Source organism: Streptomyces sp. Root1310 (assembly GCF_001426425.1).
Classification (GTDB): domain Bacteria; phylum Actinomycetota; class Actinomycetes; order Streptomycetales; family Streptomycetaceae; genus Streptomyces.
The window spans coordinates 685,844-706,090 of record NZ_LMEQ01000001.1; the positions used below are offsets into that span (position 1 = coordinate 685,844).

Annotated in this window: 20 protein-coding genes; 10 read left to right on the plus strand and 10 right to left on the minus strand. The window is 70.9% G+C overall.

Annotated features, from left to right (window positions below; genetic code table 11):
* The first annotated feature begins 16 nt into the window (after window positions 1-16).
* Complete coding sequence (locus tag ASD48_RS03120; RefSeq protein ID WP_057599792.1) at window positions 17-433, plus strand: transglycosylase SLT domain-containing protein; 417 nt, start codon at window positions 17-19, stop codon at window positions 431-433.
* A 190-nt stretch (window positions 434-623) separates the two neighbouring features.
* Complete coding sequence (locus tag ASD48_RS03125; RefSeq protein WP_057599793.1) at window positions 624-1,307, plus strand: YoaK family protein; 684 nt, start codon at window positions 624-626, stop codon at window positions 1,305-1,307.
* 151 nt (window positions 1,308-1,458) lie between these two features.
* Here ASD48_RS03125 and ASD48_RS03130 read toward each other — a convergent pair whose 3' ends face one another.
* Window positions 1,459-2,694, minus strand: a complete 1,236-nt coding sequence (locus ASD48_RS03130; RefSeq protein ID WP_057599794.1) for a cytochrome P450 — start codon at window positions 2,692-2,694, stop codon at window positions 1,459-1,461.
* Between the two features lie 174 nt (window positions 2,695-2,868).
* On the opposite strand from ASD48_RS03130, the gene ASD48_RS03135 reads away from it, so the two are divergent.
* A complete protein-coding gene (locus ASD48_RS03135; protein WP_057599795.1) occupies window positions 2,869-4,038 on the plus strand; it encodes a steroid 3-ketoacyl-CoA thiolase in 1,170 nt (389 codons plus the stop codon).
* Here the strand turns inward: ASD48_RS03135 and ASD48_RS03140 are convergent.
* Window positions 4,022-4,216, minus strand: a complete 195-nt coding sequence (locus ASD48_RS03140) for a DUF397 domain-containing protein (RefSeq protein ID WP_057599796.1) — start codon at window positions 4,214-4,216, stop codon at window positions 4,022-4,024. The genes ASD48_RS03135 and ASD48_RS03140 overlap by 17 nt on opposite strands.
* Entirely contained in the window at window positions 4,197-5,024 is an 828-nt protein-coding gene (locus ASD48_RS03145; RefSeq protein ID WP_057599797.1) for a helix-turn-helix transcriptional regulator, read from the minus strand. Before ASD48_RS03145 ends, ASD48_RS03140 begins: the two co-directional genes overlap by 20 nt.
* Window positions 5,025-5,107: 83 nt before the next feature.
* Between ASD48_RS03145 and ASD48_RS03150 the strand changes: the two genes are divergently transcribed.
* Window positions 5,108-5,557: an ATP-binding protein gene (locus tag ASD48_RS03150; RefSeq protein WP_057599798.1), complete on the plus strand. Its 450-nt coding sequence runs from the start codon at window positions 5,108-5,110 to the stop codon at window positions 5,555-5,557.
* Here ASD48_RS03150 and ASD48_RS03155 read toward each other — a convergent pair.
* Entirely contained in the window at window positions 5,523-6,377 is an 855-nt protein-coding gene (locus tag ASD48_RS03155; RefSeq protein ID WP_157880589.1) for a hypothetical protein, read from the minus strand. The two genes, ASD48_RS03150 and ASD48_RS03155, sit on opposite strands and share 35 nt — an antisense overlap.
* A 615-nt stretch (window positions 6,378-6,992) precedes the next feature.
* Complete coding sequence (locus ASD48_RS03160) at window positions 6,993-7,376, minus strand: hypothetical protein (protein ID WP_057599800.1); 384 nt, start codon at window positions 7,374-7,376, stop codon at window positions 6,993-6,995.
* 123 nt (window positions 7,377-7,499) lie between these two features.
* On the opposite strand from ASD48_RS03160, the gene ASD48_RS03165 reads away from it, so the two are divergent.
* Window positions 7,500-7,940 carry a hypothetical protein gene (locus ASD48_RS03165; RefSeq protein ID WP_057599801.1) on the plus strand — a complete coding sequence of 147 codons (441 nt, stop codon included), beginning with the start codon at window positions 7,500-7,502 and terminating at the stop codon, window positions 7,938-7,940.
* On the plus strand, window positions 7,937-10,090 hold the full coding sequence (locus ASD48_RS03170; protein WP_057599802.1) for a hypothetical protein: 2,154 nt from the start codon (window positions 7,937-7,939) through the stop codon (window positions 10,088-10,090). The genes ASD48_RS03165 and ASD48_RS03170 overlap by 4 nt, the downstream gene beginning before the upstream one ends.
* A gap of 30 nt (window positions 10,091-10,120) precedes the next feature.
* Here the strand turns inward: ASD48_RS03170 and ASD48_RS03175 are convergent, their stop codons facing one another.
* On the minus strand, window positions 10,121-12,172 hold the full coding sequence (locus tag ASD48_RS03175; RefSeq protein ID WP_057599803.1) for a bifunctional glycosyltransferase 87/phosphatase PAP2 family protein: 2,052 nt from the start codon (window positions 12,170-12,172) through the stop codon (window positions 10,121-10,123).
* Between the two features lie 367 nt (window positions 12,173-12,539).
* Here ASD48_RS03175 and ASD48_RS03180 point away from each other — a divergent pair, with 367 nt between their 5' ends.
* Window positions 12,540-14,063, plus strand: coding sequence for a DUF2330 domain-containing protein (locus tag ASD48_RS03180; RefSeq protein ID WP_057599804.1), 1,524 nt, complete (start codon window positions 12,540-12,542; stop codon window positions 14,061-14,063).
* 89 nt (window positions 14,064-14,152) lie between these two features.
* On the plus strand, window positions 14,153-14,824 hold the full coding sequence (locus ASD48_RS03185; RefSeq protein WP_057599805.1) for an O-methyltransferase: 672 nt from the start codon (window positions 14,153-14,155) through the stop codon (window positions 14,822-14,824).
* Between the two features lie 59 nt (window positions 14,825-14,883).
* On the opposite strand, the gene ASD48_RS03190 is transcribed toward ASD48_RS03185, so the two are convergent.
* A complete protein-coding gene (locus tag ASD48_RS03190; protein WP_057599806.1) occupies window positions 14,884-15,276 on the minus strand; it encodes a hypothetical protein in 393 nt (130 codons plus the stop codon).
* Between the two features lie 117 nt (window positions 15,277-15,393).
* Between ASD48_RS03190 and ASD48_RS03195 the strand changes: the two genes are divergently transcribed.
* Entirely contained in the window at window positions 15,394-15,846 is a 453-nt protein-coding gene (locus ASD48_RS03195) for a DUF1992 domain-containing protein (protein WP_057599807.1), read from the plus strand.
* On the opposite strand, the gene ASD48_RS46125 is transcribed toward ASD48_RS03195, so the two are convergent.
* Window positions 15,835-16,728: a hypothetical protein gene (locus ASD48_RS46125; protein ID WP_348983205.1), complete on the minus strand. Its 894-nt coding sequence runs from the start codon at window positions 16,726-16,728 to the stop codon at window positions 15,835-15,837. The two genes, ASD48_RS03195 and ASD48_RS46125, sit on opposite strands and share 12 nt — an antisense overlap.
* 4 nt (window positions 16,729-16,732) lie before the next feature.
* Window positions 16,733-17,428: a hypothetical protein gene (locus ASD48_RS03205; RefSeq protein WP_057599808.1), complete on the minus strand. Its 696-nt coding sequence runs from the start codon at window positions 17,426-17,428 to the stop codon at window positions 16,733-16,735.
* Between the two features lie 169 nt (window positions 17,429-17,597).
* On the opposite strand from ASD48_RS03205, the gene ASD48_RS03210 reads away from it, so the two are divergent.
* Window positions 17,598-18,113 (plus strand): GNAT family N-acetyltransferase, encoded by a 516-nt coding sequence (locus ASD48_RS03210; RefSeq protein WP_057599809.1) that lies wholly within the window; start codon window positions 17,598-17,600, stop codon window positions 18,111-18,113.
* On the opposite strand, the gene ASD48_RS03215 is transcribed toward ASD48_RS03210, so the two are convergent.
* Window positions 18,106-20,151: an MFS transporter gene (locus tag ASD48_RS03215; protein ID WP_057599810.1), complete on the minus strand. Its 2,046-nt coding sequence runs from the start codon at window positions 20,149-20,151 to the stop codon at window positions 18,106-18,108. The two genes, ASD48_RS03210 and ASD48_RS03215, sit on opposite strands and share 8 nt — an antisense overlap.
* Between the last annotated feature and the right edge of the window lie 96 nt (window positions 20,152-20,247).

Genomic DNA, 20,247 nt, shown 5'->3' on the forward strand with positions numbered 1-20,247 from the left:
AAGAAAAAGGTTCTCTGTGTCCGTCTCCGTCATCCGTCGCATCGCTTCCCCGAAGAAGGCCCTCACCGGCATCGCCGTGGCCGCCGCCACCGCGGGGATGGCGCTGTCCGCCGCCCCCGCCCACGCCGCGACGACCTCCTCCGCCGCCCAGGCCCAGGCGATCGCGCACAAGATGATCCCGAACGCGGCTCAGTACAAGGCCTTCTCCAACATCGTGAAGCACGAGAGCGGCTGGAACGTCACCGCCACCAACGCCTCCTCCGGCGCCTACGGCCTGGTCCAGGCGCTGCCGGCCTCCAAGATGGCCTCGGCCGGTTCCGACTGGAAGAGCAACGCCAAGACCCAGATCAAGTGGGGTCTGGACTACATGAACTCCCGCTACGGCAGCCCGGTCGCCGCCTGGAACTTCTGGCAGGCCAACGGCTGGTACTGAGCCACGCCACCGCGCTGAACAAGCGCCCCCGTACCGTCGAAGGCGGCGGCCCCCGATCCCCGGGGCCGCCGCCTTCGGCGTTTCTCTCCCCCGGCACTTCTCGCCCTCGGCGTCTCTCCCCCGGCGTTTCCGGGCCCTTCGGCGCATCCGCCCTTCGGGATTTCTCACCTTCGCGTGATCCACTGGCCCGATGACGACCGAGCCCGCGCAGGACGCCGAAACACGGGGCGTCCCCCTCGTCCCCGTCCTGCTCGTGCTGACGGTGGTCAGCGGCCTGATCGACGCGGTCAGCTATCTGGGCCTCGGCCACGTCTTCACCGCCAACATGACCGGCAACGTCGTCGTGCTGGGCTTCGCGGCAGCCGGCGCCCCGGGCTTCTCGGTCCCGCACACGGCGACCTCGCTGGGCTGCTTCCTGGTGGGCGCGGCGATGGGCGGACGAGTCTCCCGTCGCCTCGGAACCGGCTCACGCCGCAGGTGGACGAGGGCGACCCTGGCCGCGGAGGCGGGACTCGTCGGCATCTCGGCCGTGGTGGCCTTCGCCGCTCCGGACCACGCCCCCGTCACCGTCTACTCGGTCATCGCCCTGACCGCCTTCGCGATGGGCCTGCGCAACGCGACCGTACGCAAACTCGGCGTGGCCGACCTCACGACCACGGTCCTGACGATGACCCTCACCGGCCTGGCCTCGGACTCCCGGGCGGGCGGCGGCGCGGGCACCCGGTCCCCCCGGCGTACGGCGTCGGTGATCGCCATGGTCGTCGGCGCGACGCTCGGCGCATGGCTGGTACTCCGCTACGGCATCGCCGTCCCGCTGCTGGTCGGCGCGGTGGTCGTGGGAGCACTGGCGCTGACGGCGTCCGGCCGGGAGTAGACGGGCCGGGGCGGCCCGGGGCGGCCCGAGGCAGGGCGGCGCGGGCCCGGGCCGGCCCGGAAGCAGACCGTGAGCAGGCCGGAATTCGACCGGAAGCGGACCGGAAGCGGATCGCGAGCAGGCCGGGAGTGAGACGGCTCCCGGCCGCACGTCATTCCGCGCTGACCCGGAGCTCCTTCACCCCGTTGATCCAGGCGGACCGAAGCCGACGCGGGTCTCCCACGAGCCTCAGATCGGGCAGGGCATCGGCGATGGCGTTGAAGATGAGGTTGATCTCGAGCACGGCGAGTGACTTGCCGAGGCAGAAGTGGGGCCCGCCGCCGCCGAAACCGAGATGCGGATTCGGATCCCGGGTGACGTCGAACTCGTCGGGTCGCTCGAACACCTCGGGGTCGCGGTTGGCGGAGGAGTAGAAGAGCCCGACCCGGTCACCCTTCCTGATCGACTTCCCGCCCAGCTCGGTGTCCTGGGTGGCGGTCCGCTGGAAGGCGATGACGGGCGTGGCCCACCGCACGATCTCCTCGGCGGCGGTGCCGGGCCGCTCCCGCTTGTACAGCTCCCACTGCTCGGGATGGGTGAGGAAGGCGTGCATCCCGTGGGTCGTGGCGTTCCGGGTCGTCTCGTTCCCGGCCACGGCCAGCATCAGCACGAAGAACCCGAACTCATCCGAGTTGAGGTTGCCCTCGTTCTCGGCGGCCACGAGCGTCGACACGATGTCGTGGGCGGGGCACTGCTTCCGCTCGGCGGCCATGTTCATGGCGTACGCGAGGATCTCGGCGGCTGACTGCGCCCCGACCTCGGCGGTGATGGCGAACTCGGGATCGTCGTACCCGATCATCTTGTTGGACCAGTCGAAGATCTTGGAGCGGTCGTCCTGGGGTACGCCGATCAGCTCGGCGATGGCCTGCAGGGGCAGCTCCGAGGCGACGGACGTGACGAAGTCGAAGGAGCCGTCCTGCGCACGGGCGCTCTCGACGATCGCCGTGGCCCGGTTGCGCAACCGCTCCTCCAGCGCCCGGATGGCCCGGGGCGTGAACCCGCGCTGCACGATCTGCCGCACCCGTGTGTGCTCGGGCGGATCCATGTTCAGCAGGATGAACCGCTGAGCGTCGATCGAATCGCGTTCGATGTGCTCGTTGAACCGGATGATCGCGGTGTTGAGGTAGGAGGAGAAGATCTCGGGGTGGGTGGACACGTACTTCACATCCGCGTGGCGGGTCACCGCCCAGTACCCCTCGTCCTGGAAGCCGGCGACATTGCCCGTCTGAGGGATCCAGCGGACCGGTTCGGCAACCCGCAACTCGGCGAACTCCGGTAGCGGCACGTGGTGTTGCAGCAGGTCGGGATCGGTGAAGTCGAACCCGTCGGGAAGCGCTGGACAGGGCATCGGCGGCTCCAGCCATCTGACGATGCGATCTGACGGTTCATCAGAAATAGATTGCCGTGAAGGTAGTTCAGGACCCTCGAGGCTGCAAGACCCTTGCGGTGACGCACATCACGTAAGCAGACTGCACACAGCAGAGAACTAGAACACGTACTAGTTCCGAAGGGATCCGCACCCATGGCCGCCGAACCCGTGATCGTGGAAGCAGTCCGCACCCCCATCGGCAAGCGCGGCGGCGCGCTCGCCAACCTGCACCCCGCCTACCTCCTGGGCGAGACCTATCGCGAACTACTCGGACGCACCGGCATGCCGGCCGACGCCGTGGAACAGATAGTCGGCGGCACGGTGACCCACGCCGGCGAACAGTCCATGAACCCGGCACGGACAGCATGGCTGACGATGGGCCTCCCGTACGAGACCGCCGCGACGACGGTCGACTGCCAGTGCGGCTCCTCGCAGCAGGCGAGCCACATGGCGGCGAACATGATCGCGGCGGGCGTCATCGACGTCGGCATCAGCTGCGGGGTGGAGGCGATGTCCCGCGTCCCCCTCGGCTCGGGCTCGAAGCACGGCCCCGGGAAGCCGTTCCCGGAGGAGTGGAACGTGGACCTCCCGAACCAGTTCGAGGCGGCGGAACGCATCGCGCGCAACCGGGGACTGAGCCGCTCGGACGTGGACGCCCTGGGCCTCCTCTCCCAGGACCGGGCCGCGACGGCCTGGTCCGAGGAACGCTTCAAGCGCGAGACCTTCGCCGTCCAGGTCCCGACGACGGAGGAGGAACAGGCGGCAGGCCAGGGCATGTGGCGCCTGGTCGACCGCGACGAGGGCCTGCGCGACACCTCCCTCGACGCCCTGTCCCGTCTGAAGCCGGTCATGCCGACGGCGATCCACACGGCCGGCAACTCGTCCCAGATCAGCGACGGCGCGGCGGCGATCATGTGGGCGTCGAAACGGATGGCCCGCGCCCTGAAGCTGAAGCCGAGGGCGAGGATCGTCGCCCAGGCCCTGGTGGGCGCGAACCCGCACTTCCACCTCGACGGCCCGATCGACGCGACCCGCGCCGTCCTCGGCAAGGCGGGCATGTCCCTGAAGGACATCGACCTCGTCGAGATCAACGAGGCTTTCGCGTCGGTGGTGTTGAGCTGGACGAAGGTCTTCGACCAGGACCTGACGAAGGTCAACGTCAACGGCGGCGCGATCGCCCTCGGCCACCCGGTAGGAGCGACGGGGGCCCGCCTCATCACGACGGCCCTGCACGAACTGGAGCGCACGGACAAGGAGTTCGCCCTGATCACCATGTGCGCGGGCGGCGCACTGGCGACCGGGACGATCATTCAGCGCCTGTAGCGCCACCGCCGGTCCAGGCGAGGAACGTCGAGAACGCGGCGGGCTCGATGGTGAGGATCGGGCCCGCCGGGGTCTTGGAGTCGCGGATGGCGATGGCGGCAGTGGGCGTCTCGGCGATCTCGACACACTGACCGCCCTGGTCGCCGCTGTAGCTGGACTTACGCCAGTTGAGCTCCATAACGTTCCTCCATTACACGCCGGATCAGCTCCGCCGAGTCCCTGAGGGAGAGGGCAGCGGCCCGAAGATGATCGTAACGGAGCGCGCAGTCCTTGACCGTGTCCGGGTTGGCGGTGGGATGCCCGCTGCCGTACCCCTCGGTGTAGACAATGGTCGGGTCGCCGACGAAGCGGTAGACGTCGAACGAGCCTTGAAGCCCCACGTGCACTCCGGCCGTGAACGGCAGGATCTGGATGTTGACACGGGGGTCGTCCTCGAAGGTCAACAGGTGAGCCAGTTGGCCGCGCATGACGTCCCGGCCGCCGATCTCCTGATGAAGCGCGGCCTCACTGAGGACCGCCCAGAAGACAGGTGACTCCTTCTTCTCGAAGATGCGCTGGCGAGCCATGCGCACCGCCGTGCGGTCGTCGAGGTTGCTCCGGTCCAGCGCGCCGAGCACCGCACGCGCGTATGCGCCGGTCTGAAGAAGGCCGAGGATCATGTGGGTCTGGAAGGAACAGATCTCGACGGCACGCGCCTCCAACTCCCCCACTTGTTGGAACCAGGAGGGAAGTTGAGAACGGAGCACCAGCTCCACCAGCCGCGAAAAGAGACCCCCGGTCCCGAGGGCGGCATCGACCCTCTCACTGAACTCAACGGTGGGCACCTTCCGGGCCGTCTCGACCTGCCCCACCAGCGAGCCCGTGTAATTGAGGATGTCCCCGAGCTGCCGCTGCGTAAGCTCAGCCGCCTCCCGCAACCGCCGAAGCTCGAACCCGTAGTAGTCGAGCGGCGAAGCTCCGGGGTCGAGAACATTGATATGGGTCACGCAGGCCCTCCCACGACACCACAACACAACGGGTTGTATTCAATCCATAGCCCAGAGTAGTTGCCGCAGCTCACCCTCGTACCGTGAACGGATACTTCCCCTCGATCTACGCCTCCCCCGTCCCCACGCAGCACCGCATGACCCTGACGGTCGGCGAGCACTCGGCGCGCCACATCCGCCGGATCGCCCGCATGCACTTGGAGAACTGGGGGCTGCAACACCTCACGGACACGGTGGAGTTGGCCCTGACGGAACTGATCGCGAACGTGATCCGCCACGTCCCGGACAGCCGCTGCACCCTGCTCCTGCTGAAGCAGCAGAAAGGAGTCAGGGCAGAGGTGACGGACGCCTACGGCGAACTACTCCCGACCCCGGCGAAGTCGAACCCGGAGTCGGAAGGCGGCCGAGGCCTGCTCCTCCTGGACGCGTTGGTCGACAAGTGGGGAGTGTCGCAGACAGCCGCCGGCGGAAAGACGGTGTGGTTCGAGTGCAAAGCCGTCACTTCTCATGGACGCGCAGAGCCCGACAGATGACGAACCCGTCACCCGAACCATCCGTGACGAGCAGCTTGACGTAGTCGGCCCTGCACTTCTCCGGAACGTCCACGAACTCGTCGAGCGGATCGTTGTCCGGGGCGGGCGAGATCAGAAGCTCGCGATAGCGGGATTTCACCTTCATCCCCAGCACATCCAGGAACTCGATCTCGACGGCGCCCTCCGACCCGCCTCCCGCGCCGGCCCGCAGCACGAGTTGCCGATGAGACGCCCCGTAGGACCAGAGCTGGAAGGCCCTCTCGTAACGGAAGGTCAGGTCCCGGTTCGCGACCGACCGGTCACCCACCTCGAATCCGCGAAGACGCCTTCGCTGAAGCCACGCGCCGGCGACGCTGGCCGTCGTCAGCAAAGTCCCGTACGTTGCAGCCCACGGCAGACTCCTGGGAATGTCCATGCGGGGGCCGATCACCCAGAACACCCCGGACGCGACCACCCACCCACCGAGCGACAGCAGTACGGCCACAGCCGGCGACAGCGGTTCCACTCGGTTCCGAGCCGCAGCTTGCCGCGCTTCCTCGGCCCTCCCCGTTTTCTCGTCGTAGGCATGCTGCCACCGTGCAAGGCGACATACGCCCCAGACCAAGAACCCGACCCCGACGCCGGTCAGGGCCGCCTGGAGCCAAACGTCGGGGTCGCCGAACCCGGACAAGGCCCAGACGATCCCCACCCCCAGCACTCCCCCACAGACCACACCGGCACGCACGGGATGACGGGGGACCGCCACCTCCACCCGAGTGGGAGGCTCCCCCGTCCCCAATGCCCGATCAACCGCCAGCAGCACCTTTATCCAGCCACGCATGACCGCCCCTCCCCGATGCGGCGGTAGACAAGTGGGGTGCACAGCCGAGTAGCTCCTCTACTGCATTTTCTGCACCACGGAGACCATCGCACTTCAACGCAGAGTGGTAATTCCACCATCGCCAAACTGTCCCCACAGGACTGTATTATCGCCAGTTTCCCCTACCCACAGGGTGGTCCGGCATCCATCGTCAAACTTCAAGAACACCTCGGTCCTTTGCCTACCCCTGCCGGATTCCCAGGTCCCACTTCCGCTTTTATTCTGCACACCATTCGAAGCGCAGTTAAAGTACTCCAACCGAAGAGATTCACTAGAAAACTTCCCTGAACCTTCCAGGATGACTACAGCATCTCCGGTTTTCCACTCCCGGACAAGCACACTCTCCTTCGCGAATGCCCCTTCAGGAAATTCCCCGGTATCATAAGTCGCCGCACACGCGGCCCCAAAAAATGAAGAGGCGAACAGCAAAGCCGCCGCCCTCGCACCCGTGAGGGCGCGCACTCTGCCGCCACTTCGACCAGACATCATTCTCTCCGATTAATTAGCAGAACCCTGAGGGTCGGGTGAGACGCCTCCAGGTGAGGGTGAGCTGACGCAGCCACCCTCGCCGTCGGCTCAGAGCGCCGAGGTCGGCCGCCACCGCCGCCAGAGCCTTCGCAGCCGGACGGCCGTCGCCCAGACCGCCGCGATCAGGCCGGCCACGGCGAGGAACGCCAGCAGGACCAGCATCGGGTTGACCCAGGGCGGCACCAGGTCGTACGAGGCGTTGCACTTGTTGTGCAGGGGGAAGATCCGCGACGGCTCGCGCCAGTGCTCCGTGCGGTAGGCGTCGTCGTACTTCTGGCCCTTCAGGAGGGCGCAGGTCTCCGCCACGTCCAGGCCGCCGGACCACGCGCCCCAGAACCAGGTGAGGAACAGCCCCACGCACGACAGTATTGAGAGCGTCAGCCAGAAGACCGGCGTCCGCCGCACGAACCACGTCCCCAGGTTTCCGGTCATCCAGCGATTCTCCCCCCCCCCGGTGATCAGAACGCCCCGCCGCCCCCAACTCCCGTCGGTACCATGCGTTTTGTCCCGCCCGCGCGTCAGCGGGCCGGGGCGTCCACGGGGAGGGGACCGGACATGCTGAGCGAGGCGTTGACCGCGGCTGCGGCCGGTGGGGGGATGGCCGTCGTGCAGTCGGCAGGGGCGGACGGCTGGGCCTGGTTCCGGGTGCGGTGCGCTCGGCTCGTCGCACGGGGGGATGCCGACGCCGAGCGTGAGGCGCTGGACCGGCTCGATCGGACCGCGGCCGTGCTCGGCGCCGTCGACGAGGGCGACCGGGAGCGGGTGCGGGCCGTGCACGCGGTGCTGTGGCAAGGCGAGTTCGCCTCGCTGCTGGAGTCCCTCCCCCAGGAGGAGCGGGATCGGCTCGTCGAGCAACTCGTGCGGCTGACACAGGAGTTCGGCGCGGATGACAGGCCACAGGGCGGCACTGTCAGCGGCAACACCTTTCACGGGCCCACCGCCGTGCAGACCGGCGATCACAACCGGCAGGAGAACCACTTCGGGTCCGGCGGATGAGCGACCCCCGTCCCGAGACCGGCAGCGCCGAGTCGGACCCCGGCGACAGAGGCCCGCGCGACGCGAACTCCGTCTCCGGCAACGCCTTTCACGGGCCCGCCGCCTTCCAGGTCGGTGACCACAACACCCAGAACATCCATCACCACGTCGCCCACACCGCCGCCACCACCGTGGACCCCCTCGACGCCACCGCCGACGAACTCGCCCGGGTCGTCGGCGCCCAGTGGCACAAGGAGGCCGGGCTGCGGCGGCTGCTCGAACCCGCGCCGCTGCCCGTGCGATGGCGGGTGAGCGAGCGCAAGGTGGCGGGCAGGGTCGTCGCAGCCACCGCGGAGGGGGCGGCTCGGGCGCGGTTCAGGCCGCTGCCGGGGATGGGAGCGACCACCCGGGCACAGCTCCGTGACGGCGGCGGGCTGTCCGAACTGCACGCCGCGTACGGCGGGTTGGCCTCCGGGCGGCTGCTGCTCGTCGGGCCGCCGGCCGCCGGGAAGACCGCCGCCGCCGTGCTGCTGCTCCTCGACGCGCTCGTCCATCGGGCCGCGCAGGCCGCACCCGCCGACCGGGCTCGTGTGCCCGTTCCCGTGCTGCTCTCCCTCGACGGGTGGAACCCCGGCGAGGACAGCGCCGTCGACTGGGCCGCCGACCGGCTGACCCGCGAGTACACCCTCTTCCACGGGAAGGGAGGGCGGGGCCGCGCGCGGCAGTTGCTCGAACAGGGGCGCGTCTCCCTCTTCCTCGACGGCCTCGACGAGGTCACCGGCAAGCTGCGCGGGGCCATGGTCGGCGCGCTGGAGACGGCGCCCTGCAGGCTCGTGCTGGTGTCGCGGGCCAAGGAGGCCGTGCTCACCGCGAAGAAGGCGCGGCTGGGCGGTGCCCTCGCGGTGGAGATCCAGCCGGTCCGGCCCGCCGACGCCGCCGGGTACCTGCTGAACCGGCTGCCCTCCGTGCCGTCCCCCGCCTGGCGGGAGCTCACCGGGCGGCTCCTCGACGAGACCGGGCCGCTCGCCGCCGGGCCGCTCACCGCCGCCCTCACCGGGCCCCTGGCCATCGCCCTGCTCCGCGACGTCTACGGCGACGACGATCCCGTCGACGAACTGCTCGACACTGCCCGCTTCCCGACCCCCGCCGCCGTCGAGAACCATCTCCTCGATCACGCGGTCGTCGCCGCCTACGCCCGTCGCCCCGGACACCCCCGCCCGCGCTACTCCGCCAGGACGGCCGAACGCTCGCTCCGGTATCTCGCCGCCCGGCTCGACCAGGAGGGCGCCCGCGATCTGCGCTGGTGGCACACTCCCGGCTGGACGGGCCACCGGCCGCGGCTGATCGCCGTATGGATCGTGTCCACGCTCGTGTGCGGACCGCCCGGCGTGGTCATGGCCTGGAGTCTGTACCCGACTCCGCTGATAGGCGTGATCGGTGTCCTCTCGGCGATCGGGGGCGGCTACGGTGTCGCCCGCCGGGTCGCGGAGTTCAGCGAGCCGCAGCCGCTGTCGAGTGCCGGGTGGCGCGACATCTTCACCCCGGAGACGGTCCGGTCCGGCATCGGCCAGTGGCTTTTCGTGGGTACCGGGCTCTGCCTCCTGCTGCCGCTGGCCTTCGACCCCGGCCCGCCGATCTGGCTGCTGTACCTGGTGACACTGCCCTTCGGCTTCTCCGAGCTGCTGGTGACGGGGCGAGGGCACAAGATCCTCTCCGGCACCCCGTTCCTCTCCGCCGGCTCGGGCCGTAGCTACGACAAGGTGCGGGAGGAGTACGCCCGGCCCCAGGTGGTGGACACCCGGTCAGTGGGCCCGGTGGACGTGTGGCGGCACCACATGGGGCTCCGGCTCTTCCTCGGGCTGCTGACCGGATTCGCCCTCGCGCTGTACATCGGCCCGATCATCGCCTGGACGCAGTACCCGCTCCTCGGAGCGATGTTCGCGCTGACGGCCGCCCTGTGGACCGGCGCCACCTCGGTCCTCGTCGGCAACCTCGCCGTCGCCACCAGCCTCACCGCCGTGCAGCTCCACTTCGAGCAGGGGACGCCCGTACGACTGGTGCGCTTCCTGGAGGACGCCCGTCGCCGCAACCTGCTGCGGGCGACGGGCCCCGTCTACCAGTTCCGGCACGCTCGGCTCCAGGAGCGGCTGGCCGCGGACAGGCCCACCTGAGCGATCAGTGCGGTGACGGCTGCTGGGCGATCAGCGCGGTGACGGCTCCTTCTCGGCCCGTGCCGGTTCGGCCGCCGCGACCGCCGTCGCCGTCGCGAACCGTGCCCGCGGACCCATGAACAGGTACGACAGGCCGAAGCCGCCGCCCACCACCAGCGCGCCGCCGACCGCGTCCAGCACCCAGTGGTTGCCGGTAGCGACGATCGCCGACACCGTGAAGAACGGGTGCAGCAGGCCCAGCGCCTTCATCCACCACTTCGGGGCGACGATCGCGATGACCAGCCCGCACCACAGGGACCAGCCGAAGTGCAGGGACGGCATCGCCGCGTACTGGTTCGTCAGCGCCGTCAGCGTCCCGTAGTCCGGCTTGGAGAAGTCCTGGACGCCGTGGACCGTGTCGATGACGCCCAGGTCCGGCATCAGGCGGGGCGGGGCGAGCGGGTAGAGCCAGAAGCCGACCAGGGCCAGCAGGGTCGCGAAACCCAGGGAGGCGCGGGCCCAGCGGTAGTCGACCGGGCGGCGCCAGTACAGGAGGGCGAGGACCGACAGGGGCACCACGAAGTGGAAGGACTCGTAATAGAAGTCGAAGAAGTCCCGCAGCCACCCGACCTTCACCACGGCATGGTTGGCCCAGTGCTCGATGTCGATGTGCAGGAACCGCTCGATGTCGAGGATCTGGCGGCCGTGGGCCTCCGCACGGGCCCGTCCGCCGGTGTTGGTGCCGCCCGTCGCGCCCAGCCGGACCCGCTGGTACGCCGCGTACGTCACGCGGATCAGCAGCAGTTCGAGGAGGAGGTTCGGGCGGGTCAGGACCCGCTTCAGGAAGGGCAGCAGCGGTACACGCTTCCAGCGCGTGGGAACGGGCCGCGCGTACTCCGTGGGGATGGGCGCACGGTAGTACGGGGACGTCCGCGACAGGAACGGGACGACCGTGGCCGCCGCGACGGCCGCCAGCAGCACCGCGTTGTCGCGCAGGGGGTACAGGACCGCCATGTTCGGCAGCATCATCTTCGCCGGGAGGGTCATCACCAGGATCACCGCCACCGGCCACACATAGCGGTCGGAGGCGCGCTTGCCGACCCGGCCGACCACCGCCAGCAGCACCCACAGCAGCTGGTGCTGCCAGGTCGTCGGCGAGACGACGATCGCCGCGCAGCCCGTGAGGGCCACGGCCAGCAGCAGCTGACCGTCTCGGGCGTAGCGGACCGCCCGGCGGACGCCCAGCGCGGCGACGACCGCGCCGAGCGACAGGAACAAGCCGATCTCCGGCGGGCCGGAGAGGCCGAGGCGGAGCAGGGCGCCGTGCAGGGACTGGTTGGCGAGCGCGTCGGCCTCGCCGCCGAGTCCGACACCCGCCATGTGGTGCACCCAGTAGGTGTACGAGTCGTGCGGCATCGCCGCCCAGGCGAGCGCGGTGCCCGCGGCGAAGGAGGCGCCGGTGACGGCCGCGGCGCGGCGGCGGCCGGTGAACCACAGCAGTGCGGCGAAGAGCAGGACCGTGGGCTGGAGGGCCGCCGCCAGACCGATCAGGACGCCGGCCGCCCGCCAGTCCCGGACGACGAAGCAGCCGAGCAGGACCAGCAGCACCGGGATGATGCTCGTCTGGCCGAGCCAGAGGGTGTTGCGCACCGGCAGCGACAGCATCAGCAGGCTGATCGTGACGGGCGCGGCCAGCAGTGCCGTCCGTCTGTGGACCGGCTGGGGCAGGGCACGCGCCACGACCAGGCCGAGGGCGGCGACCAGCAGCAGGGTGCCGAAGGTCCAGCCCCAGCCCAGGGCCTGTTCGGCCGCCCGGGTGAGGGGCTTGAGGACGAGCCCGCCGAACGGGGTGCCCGTGAAGCGGGTGGAGTCGTAGAGCGAGCCGTTGACGTGCAGCACGCCGTCGGGTCCGACCCAGGTCTCCAGGTCCGTCAGCCGTTCTCCGCGCGGGTTGCCGAGGACGACGGCCACCTGGCGTACGGCGAGGACCGCCGCCAGCAGCCAGAGGCCGAGGCGGGCCACGCGCAGCCGCGTCCTCGCCGTGTCGACCGCCGTCGCCCCGAAGGCCTCCGTCCGCCGCCCGCTGTGCTCCGCATTCGCCACGCCTCGTCGGCCTCCCGCCGCGTCCGTCCCACGTCCCGTGCGCGAAGTTTCCTCTCGCACCCTATGAGCCTCGCACCGCCCCCGGACACAGACGCAGGCCACCGCTGCTTCACCTGACGTCCGCTCTCCTTTTGTCCGGAAGACGATAGTGGTCCCGGGGGCCCGCCGTTTCCACGTGCCGTGACACGGGACGGGACACGAGAGGGGAACCGGGTCCGGATACGGGTCGGGAGCGGGACCGTCAGCGGGCCGCCGGGGGGGCGGGAATTGGATAAGGCCGCGAACGGAACAGGGGCTTCAGCCGTACCGTCGTTGCCACCGCAATGCGCGCGGGCGGGTACGCGGAGTGCTGGAGGGGATACGAGGCATGGGCGGTTTCCTGCGGGAACGGCAGGCGTGGCGGAAACGGTTACGCGGGCGGATCACGGCCGTGCTGCTGGCTCTGCTGGCGATCCAGCTCGGTTCGCTCGTCGCACCGGCCTACGCCTGCGGCTGCGGTGCGCTGCTCCCGGGCGACCAGCGGCAGGTCGTGGTCGGCCGCGAGGTCTCCGTCGTGCGCTGGGACGGCGCGCAGGAACAGATCGTGATGCGGCTGACGGTCGACGGGGACGCCGACCGGGCCGCCTGGATCATGCCCGTGCCGCACCGGGCGACGGTCGGACTCGGCGCACCGGAGCTGTTCGACCAGCTGGCCGCGGCCACCGCCCCCGTGCACCGCTCCCGCCACCACTTCTGGCCGCAGGACGGCGACTGGCCGCTGACCGCGGGCGGCGCCACGGCGGGCCCGCCGCCGCCCGGGGCGAGGCCCGGCGTCAGCGTGATCGGCCGCGAGCGGCTCGGCCCGTTCGACGTGGCCCGGCTGACCGCCACCGATCCGGGGGACCTCGACGACTGGCTGCGCGCCAACGACTTCACCCTTCCGGGTCGCCTCGAGAGCGCGCTCCGGCCGTACGTCGACCGGCGCTGGGAGTACGTCGCGGTCCGGCTGACCCCCGAGAGCAGCGGGACCGCGCTGCGCGGCGAGCTCGAACCGCTGCACCTCACCTTCGCCGCCGACACCCTCGTCTACCCGATGCGGCTGTCCCGGCTGGCGGCCACCCCGCAATCGCTCGGCCTGTACGTCCTCGCCGCGCACCGCATGGAACCGGCCTCGCGGATCGGCGGCGAACGGCCCCGGGTGACGTTCGCCGGGCCCGTCGGGAAGACCACGGGACCGCTGGCCGAGCTGGCGAAGGGCACACCGTTCCTGACGGCCGTCGCCCAGGAGTTCCCGCGGCCTTCGGAGATCTCCGGGGACCATGAGCTGCGCCGGGCGGCGACGGACGCGGCGTACCGGCAGGTGATCTACGAGGACCGGCTGCTCGCGCTCGCCGGGATCCCGGTGTGGCTGCTGACGGTCGTCGGCGGACTGGCCGTCCTGAACACCGTCGCGGTCGTACTGGGAGTCCGCTGGGGCCGGGCCCGCCGGGTGACCCTGCCCCGCCCCCGCCATGCCTCGGGCTTCCACCCGACCGCCACCGCCACCACCGGCACGGGCACGGCACCGATGCCGGTACCAGTACCAGTACCAGCTACGACGGCTACGACGGCTACGACGGCAGGAGGACCTGGCACGGTGCCGGGGCCGACGGCGGCGGGGCCGCCCGCCCCCGCTGCTCCTCCTGCCCCTCCCGCCCCTCCCGCCCCTCCGGCACCTGTCGCCCCTCCGGCCCCTCCCGTCCGTCCCCCCGTGTCCGTTCCGCCGAAGCCGCCCGTGCCTCCCCGGACGCCGCCCTTGCCCTCCGCACGTCCCGCTCCGCCCCCGCCCACGCCCGGCACACCGCCGGCGCCGCGCACGGCGCCCTCCGCCTCTTTCGCGCCTCCCGCCGCGCCCCCTGCGCCGAACGGCTGAAAGCCCCGGCCGGGGATCCGTGGGGCTCGACTTAGCATTCCTGACGAGACATACCGCCGGATATGTCAGGTACACGAGAGGCAGAGCGCATGAGCGAGTCGCAGGCCTGGGACGCCGTCGACGCCTACTTCACCGACCATCTCGCCCCGGACGACGAGGTGACGGCGGCCGCGCTGCGCGACAGCGAGGCCGCGGAGCTGCCACCCGTCAACGTCACGGCCAACCAGGGCAAACTGCTCCAGCTGCTCGCCGAGATCCAGGGGGCCCGGACGGTCCTGGAGATCGGCACGCTCGGCGGTTACAGCACGATCTGGCTGGCCCGCGCGCTCCCGGCCGACGGCCGGCTGATCTCGCTGGAGTACAGCCCCCGGCACGCGGAGGTCGCCACCCGCAACATCGCCCGCGCGGGCCTGGACAAGCTGGTCGAGGTGCGGGTCGGGCCGGCCCTGGAGTCGCTGCCGCTGCTGGCCGACGAGAACCCGCCGCCGTTCGACCTCGTCTTCATCGACGCCGACAAGGTCAACAACGCCCACTACCTGGAGTGGGCGCTGAAGCTCACGAGCGTGGGAAGCCTGATCGTCGTCGACAACGTCGTACGGGGCGGACGGGTCGTGGACGCGGACAGCGACGCGGGAGACGTGGTCGGCACCCGCGCCGCGATCGAACTGATCGGCTCGCACCCGAGGCTGAGCGGCACGGCCGTGCAGACGGTGGGGGCGAAGGGCTACGACGGCTTCGCCCTGGCGCGCGTGCTGGCCTAGCGCCCGCCTGCGGACAGGGCCCCGGCCCCGGCCGTCGCACCGCCATCCCCCCGAAATTGTCACGCCTCGTGATAGAAGCCCACATTGACGCTGCGCGGCCCGGTGCGGTCGAGGACGATGATCTCGCCGGAGCCGCCGCGCGCCAGCGGCATGGTCCCGCCGTAGGCGAGCGGCTGCGCGTACCCGCCGCTCACCAGCCGCACCTCGGAGGACGGCTCGTCCTGCGACCCGCGCAGCCACGAGACCTGCCAGGTGCCCTCGGGTCCGCACAGGAACTCCAGGTGCACCCGCGAGACGAACAGCCAGTCGTCGGGGGTCGCGAGGCGGCACACGGATTTGTCCCGGCCCACCCGGAGCACGGCACCCGGGTCGCTGGGCGAATCGGCCATCAGCATGCCGGCCGTGGCGCCCTCTTCCGTCCCGGAGACGGTGGCCATGGTGAGTTCGAGCACGTGCGCTCCCCTTGAAATGTCTTTGACATGCCTGTCGGCGTGCTGGGTCCTAAGTGTGCTTGTACAGCGGCCGCATGATAAATCGCCCGGCCCCATCACGTCCGGCACAATGGACGCATGACCGAGCGAAAGCCACCGGGTGTCCCGTTCGAGTCCTGGGTCGACAAGCAGATCCGTGACGCGGAGCGGCGCGGTGAGTTCGCCCAACTGGCGGGAGCGGGAAAGCCGTTGCCGGCGGGTGAGGACACCACGTACGACGAACTCTGGTGGATCAAGAGCAAGATGGCCCGTGAGGGCCTCTCCGTCCTGCCGCCGACGCTCGCCCTGCGCAAGGAGGCGGAGGACGCGCTCGCGGCGGCCTACGCGGCGCCCTCGGAACGCCTCGTCCGGAAGATCGTCACGGACGTCAACGTCAAGGTGCGCGACATGATGTTCAAGCCGCCGCCCGGCCCCCCGCTGGGTATGAAGCCGTACGACGTCGAAGCGGTCGTACGGGAGTGGCGGGAGCGCCGGGCGGCGGCAGGCGGGTCGGCCGCTGGGGCCGAAGGGGCCGAGGGCTCAGAGGTGTAGCAGCCGCTCGGTCAGTTCGCGGTAGTCGCGCAGCGCCAGCCGGAGCTGCTCGGTGTCGGTGGCCGTCGCGGCCGTCGCGGAGCGGTCCTTGCCGCCCTCCGACCCCGACTGCCAGGAACCGCGCAGGGTGCGGCGGCGGCGGTCCACGGCGTCCGTGAACTGCGCGGCGAGTTCCTCCAGCACCTGGTCGGCCTCCGCGACGGCGTCGCGCGGGCCGTCGACGAACCCGACGACCGCGTGCCGCATGCGGGAGGCGATCCGGTCGCACTCGTCGTCCGGCAGGAGGGACTCGCCGTGACCGCGGTGCCCGGCGGCGGCCGCCGTCGGCTCACGGCCCGTGACGGTGTCCACCGCGCCCGTGTCCCGGTGCCGGGGCTGCGCCCCTTCGCCGGAGGCGCTGAGCGGGCCCGCGTCCCGGCCGGCGCCGGCCGCCCGGCCGCGCGCCGGTTCGCCCGCGCCGATGTCGGAGCCGAGCGGGGTCGGCTCGCCCACGGCTGTCGTACCCCGCGGCTCCGCCGACGTCCGTCCCCTCTCCCCCGGCAGGACGGTCTCCTCCGGCAGAGCGGTCGCACCCGGCGAGGCGGCCTCGCCGGTGCGTACAGGATCCCCGGTGCGTACAGGGTCCCCGGTGCGTACGGGGTCCCCGGTGCGTGCGGTGTCTGTGGTCCGTGCGGTCTCACCGGGCCGCAGGGTGTCGGCGGCCCGTGCCGTGTCGGCGGGCTTCGCCGCGCGGGCCCGGTCGGCCGCCGTCCGGCGGTTCTCCGCGGTACCGCCCGCGATCCCGGCCGGTATCGCGTCCGGGTTCGCACCCGTGTCCCGCGTCGTGTCCCGCGTGCTGTCGGGCGTCGTGTTCGGCGTCTTGTTCGGTGTCAGGTCCGGCATGGGGTCAGCCCTCCTTCGCCTGGTGACGGTGGAAGCCTCGCGGCAGGTGGTGTCCGGAGCGGGAGCCGTTCTGGCTCACGCGCTCCTGCGTGCGACGGCGGCCGGCGTCGTGACCGGCCTCACCGACCAGCTCGTCGAAGAGGGCGCGCGCCTCGACCATGGCGGCCCGCATGTCCTCGGTGCCGGGTGCGCCGGAGGTGCCGGTCGTGCTCGCGTCGTGCGTGTCGACGCCGTTGGCGCGTACCCGGGCGACCCCGTGGACGCGCCGGTAGCCCTGGACGTGGTGCGCGTGGTGGACGGACAGCGCGGCGAGCTGCTCCTCGTACTGGTCGCCGTCCGGGAAGCCCCGGGCGCCGGCCACTTCGGCGAGCAGACGGTCGGCCTCGGTGACGGCCTGCTGGGGCGAGTCGACGAACCGCTCCTGCGCGGCCGTCCAGCAAGCCTCGAACCTCTCCCGCTCCGCGGGCTCCAGCGGGCGCTCCCGCAGCCCGCCGTGCCGCTCCACGAGGGCGTCGAGCTCGCGCTCGGCGGCCTTGACGTCCCCGTCGTGCCGGGCCACGGCACGGTCGTACTCGGGCCCGAAGCGACGCTTCAGACCGTGTCCGCCGTGCGAGCCGCGGGCCCGCACGGCCAGAACGGCCGCGACGGCGACGATGGCCGCCACGATCACGATCAGAGCGATGATCACTCCTGTGGACATGCCTTGCCTTCCGATGTGTCGGCCCCACGGGCCGGTTCACGCATCGGGTTGCCCGGACTGCCTCTCCCAAACGGCCCGCGTGCCGCGGCGCCCCGCGCGCCCACCGGGACGAGGGCGCCGACACATATTCGGTTGCGGGGCGGCCGGGCCGCCTCCGGACAATGTCCGCATGACCACATCGCCGGCCTGGACCCTCACCGCCGAACCCTTCGACTCCCCGGTCGCCCGCGCCCTCTGGCGGGCGTACTACACCGAGGTCAGCGACCGCTACTACCTGCTGCACGAGGGGCGCAGGACCGACCCGGCCGAGCTTGAGCGGGAGATCGCCGCCCACACCGGTGCCGAACTCGCCCCGCCCGGCGGACGGTTGCTCGTCGGACGGTACGGCGGTGAACCGGCCGGCAGCGCGGGCGTACGGCTGCGGGACGCGGAGACCGCCGAGCTCACCCGGGTGTTCGTCCGGGCGGAGCTGCGCGGCCGGGGCGGCGCCGCGGTCCTCGTCCGGGCCGCCGAGGACGCCGCCCGCGCGCTCGGCGCCACCCGGATGATCCTCGACACCCGCGGCGACCTCGTCGAGGCCCGTGCCCTGTACGCCCGGCTGGGTTACGCGGAGACCGCGCCGCACAACGCGGACCCGTACGCCGAGCACTGGTTCGGCAAGCCGCTCGGCCCGGCCCTCAGGTGAGCCGGTGGTCGGGCACCACCCGGCCGCCGTGCGGCTGTTCACGGTCGGAGCCGCACAGCTCGCTGTTCAGCTCCTTGACGAGCTGAACCAGGTCGGTGGGCCGGTCCGGGCCCCACCAGTCGCCGAGCAGCTCGGCCAGCGACTCCTCGCGGACCTGCGCGAGCCGGTCGGCGACCTCGCGCCCCTCGTCGGTCAGCATCATGTCGAGCCCCTCGCGTACGGCGAGTCCGCGCCCCTCGATCTGACGCACGGCCTCGATGACCACAGGCAGCGGGACGGTGGTGTCCTCGGAGAGCACGCTCGGCTCGACACTGCCGTACCGCTTGATCCGCAGCAGCAGCCAGCTGGACGCCGGAAGGAGGTCCTGGCCGGCCAGCGCGGTGATCTTCCGGTAGATCTCGCGGCGGCCATCGCGGGTGCCGAGCACGGACAGCGCCCGGCACACCTCGTCGTACGAGGACCGTTCCACCGGGTTGCTGGCGAGGGTCTCCGTCACGTCGGGCGCGGTGACCGAGCCGCGCAGCGGGTCCTCCCTGAGGAACCACGCCAGGACGAAGCCGACGAGGGCGACGGGGGCGGCGTACAGGAAGACGTCGGTGATGGCGGACGCGTACGCGTCCAGGGCCTGCGGTCGCAGGCTCGACGGCAGCTCGGCGATGCCGCGCGGATCGGATTCGAGTCCGTCCACCGAGACCCCTGACGGGAGTCGCTTGCCCCGGAAGGCATCCGTGAGCTTGTCTCCGAGGCGGCCCGAGAAGATCGTGCCGAAGATCGCGACGCCGAAGGAGGCGCCGATCGAGCGGAAGAAGGTCGCGCCGGAGGTGGCGACGCCGAGGTCCTCGTACCCGACGGCGTTCTGCACGATCAGCACCAGGACCTGCATGACCAGGCCGAGGCCGAGGCCGAACACGAAGAAGCAGGCGCTCATCGCGCCCGTGGAGCTGTGCTCGTCGAGCCGGTGCAGGAGGAGCAGGCCGAGGGTGGTGACGCCGGTGCCGGCGACCGGGAACACCTTCCAGCGGCCGGTGCGGCTGACGATCTGCCCGGAGGCGGTGGACGCCAGCAGCAGGCCCGCCACCATCGGCAGCATGTGCACACCGGACAGGGTCGGGGAAACGCCCTGCACCACCTGGAGGAAGGTCGGCAGGTACGTCATCGCGCCGAACATCGCGAAGCCGACGATGAAGCTGATCACGGCGGAGAGGGTGAAGGTGCGGATGCGGAACAGTTTCAGGGGGAGCACCGGTTCGGCCGCCCGCCGTTCGACGGCCACGAACGCCACGGCCAGGAGCACGCCCAGCACCGCCAGCCCGACGATCTGCGGAGAGGCCCAGTCCCAGGTGGTGCCGCCGAGCGAGGCCACGAGGACCAGGCAGGTGGCGACCGCGGCGATGAGGAAGGTGCCGAGGTAGTCGATGACGTGCTTCGTCGACTTGCGCGGGATGCGCAGGACGGTCGCGATGACGGCGAGCGCGACGACGCCGACGGGCAGGTTGATGTAGAACACCCAGCGCCAGCTCAGATGCTCGGTGAACAGGCCGCCCAGCAGTGGGCCGAGGACGCTGGTGGCGCCGAACACCGCGCCGAACAGGCCCTGGTAGCGGCCGCGGTCGCGCGGCGGGACGAGATCACCGACGATCGCCATCGACAGCACCATCAGGCCACCGCCGCCCAGGCCCTGGAGGGCGCGGAAGGCGATCAGCTGTGGCATGTTTTGCGCCATTCCGCACAGCGCCGAACCGATCAGGAAGATGACGATCGCGGTCTGGAACAGCCTCTTGCGCCCGTACTGGTCACCGAGTTTTCCCCACAGCGGGGTCGCGGCCGTCGACGCCAGCAGGTAGGCGGTGACCACCCATGACAGGTGCTCCATACCACCGAGCTCGCTGACGATCGTGGGCAGGGCGGTCGACACGATCGTCTGGTCCAGGGCGGCGAGCAGCATGCCGAGCAGGAGGGCGCCGATGGAGACGAGAACGTTTCCGGACACGTGTTCCGCACGCGGATCCGCCGCCCTGCTGTGCGCGTCCAAGACCATGGATGCCTCCCGAGGCTCTGGTGACCCCCTCCATCGTGATCGGTGTGACCCGTTATGGCCTCTTGTAGTCCTCTTGCGCCTTGACGGAATGGGGCA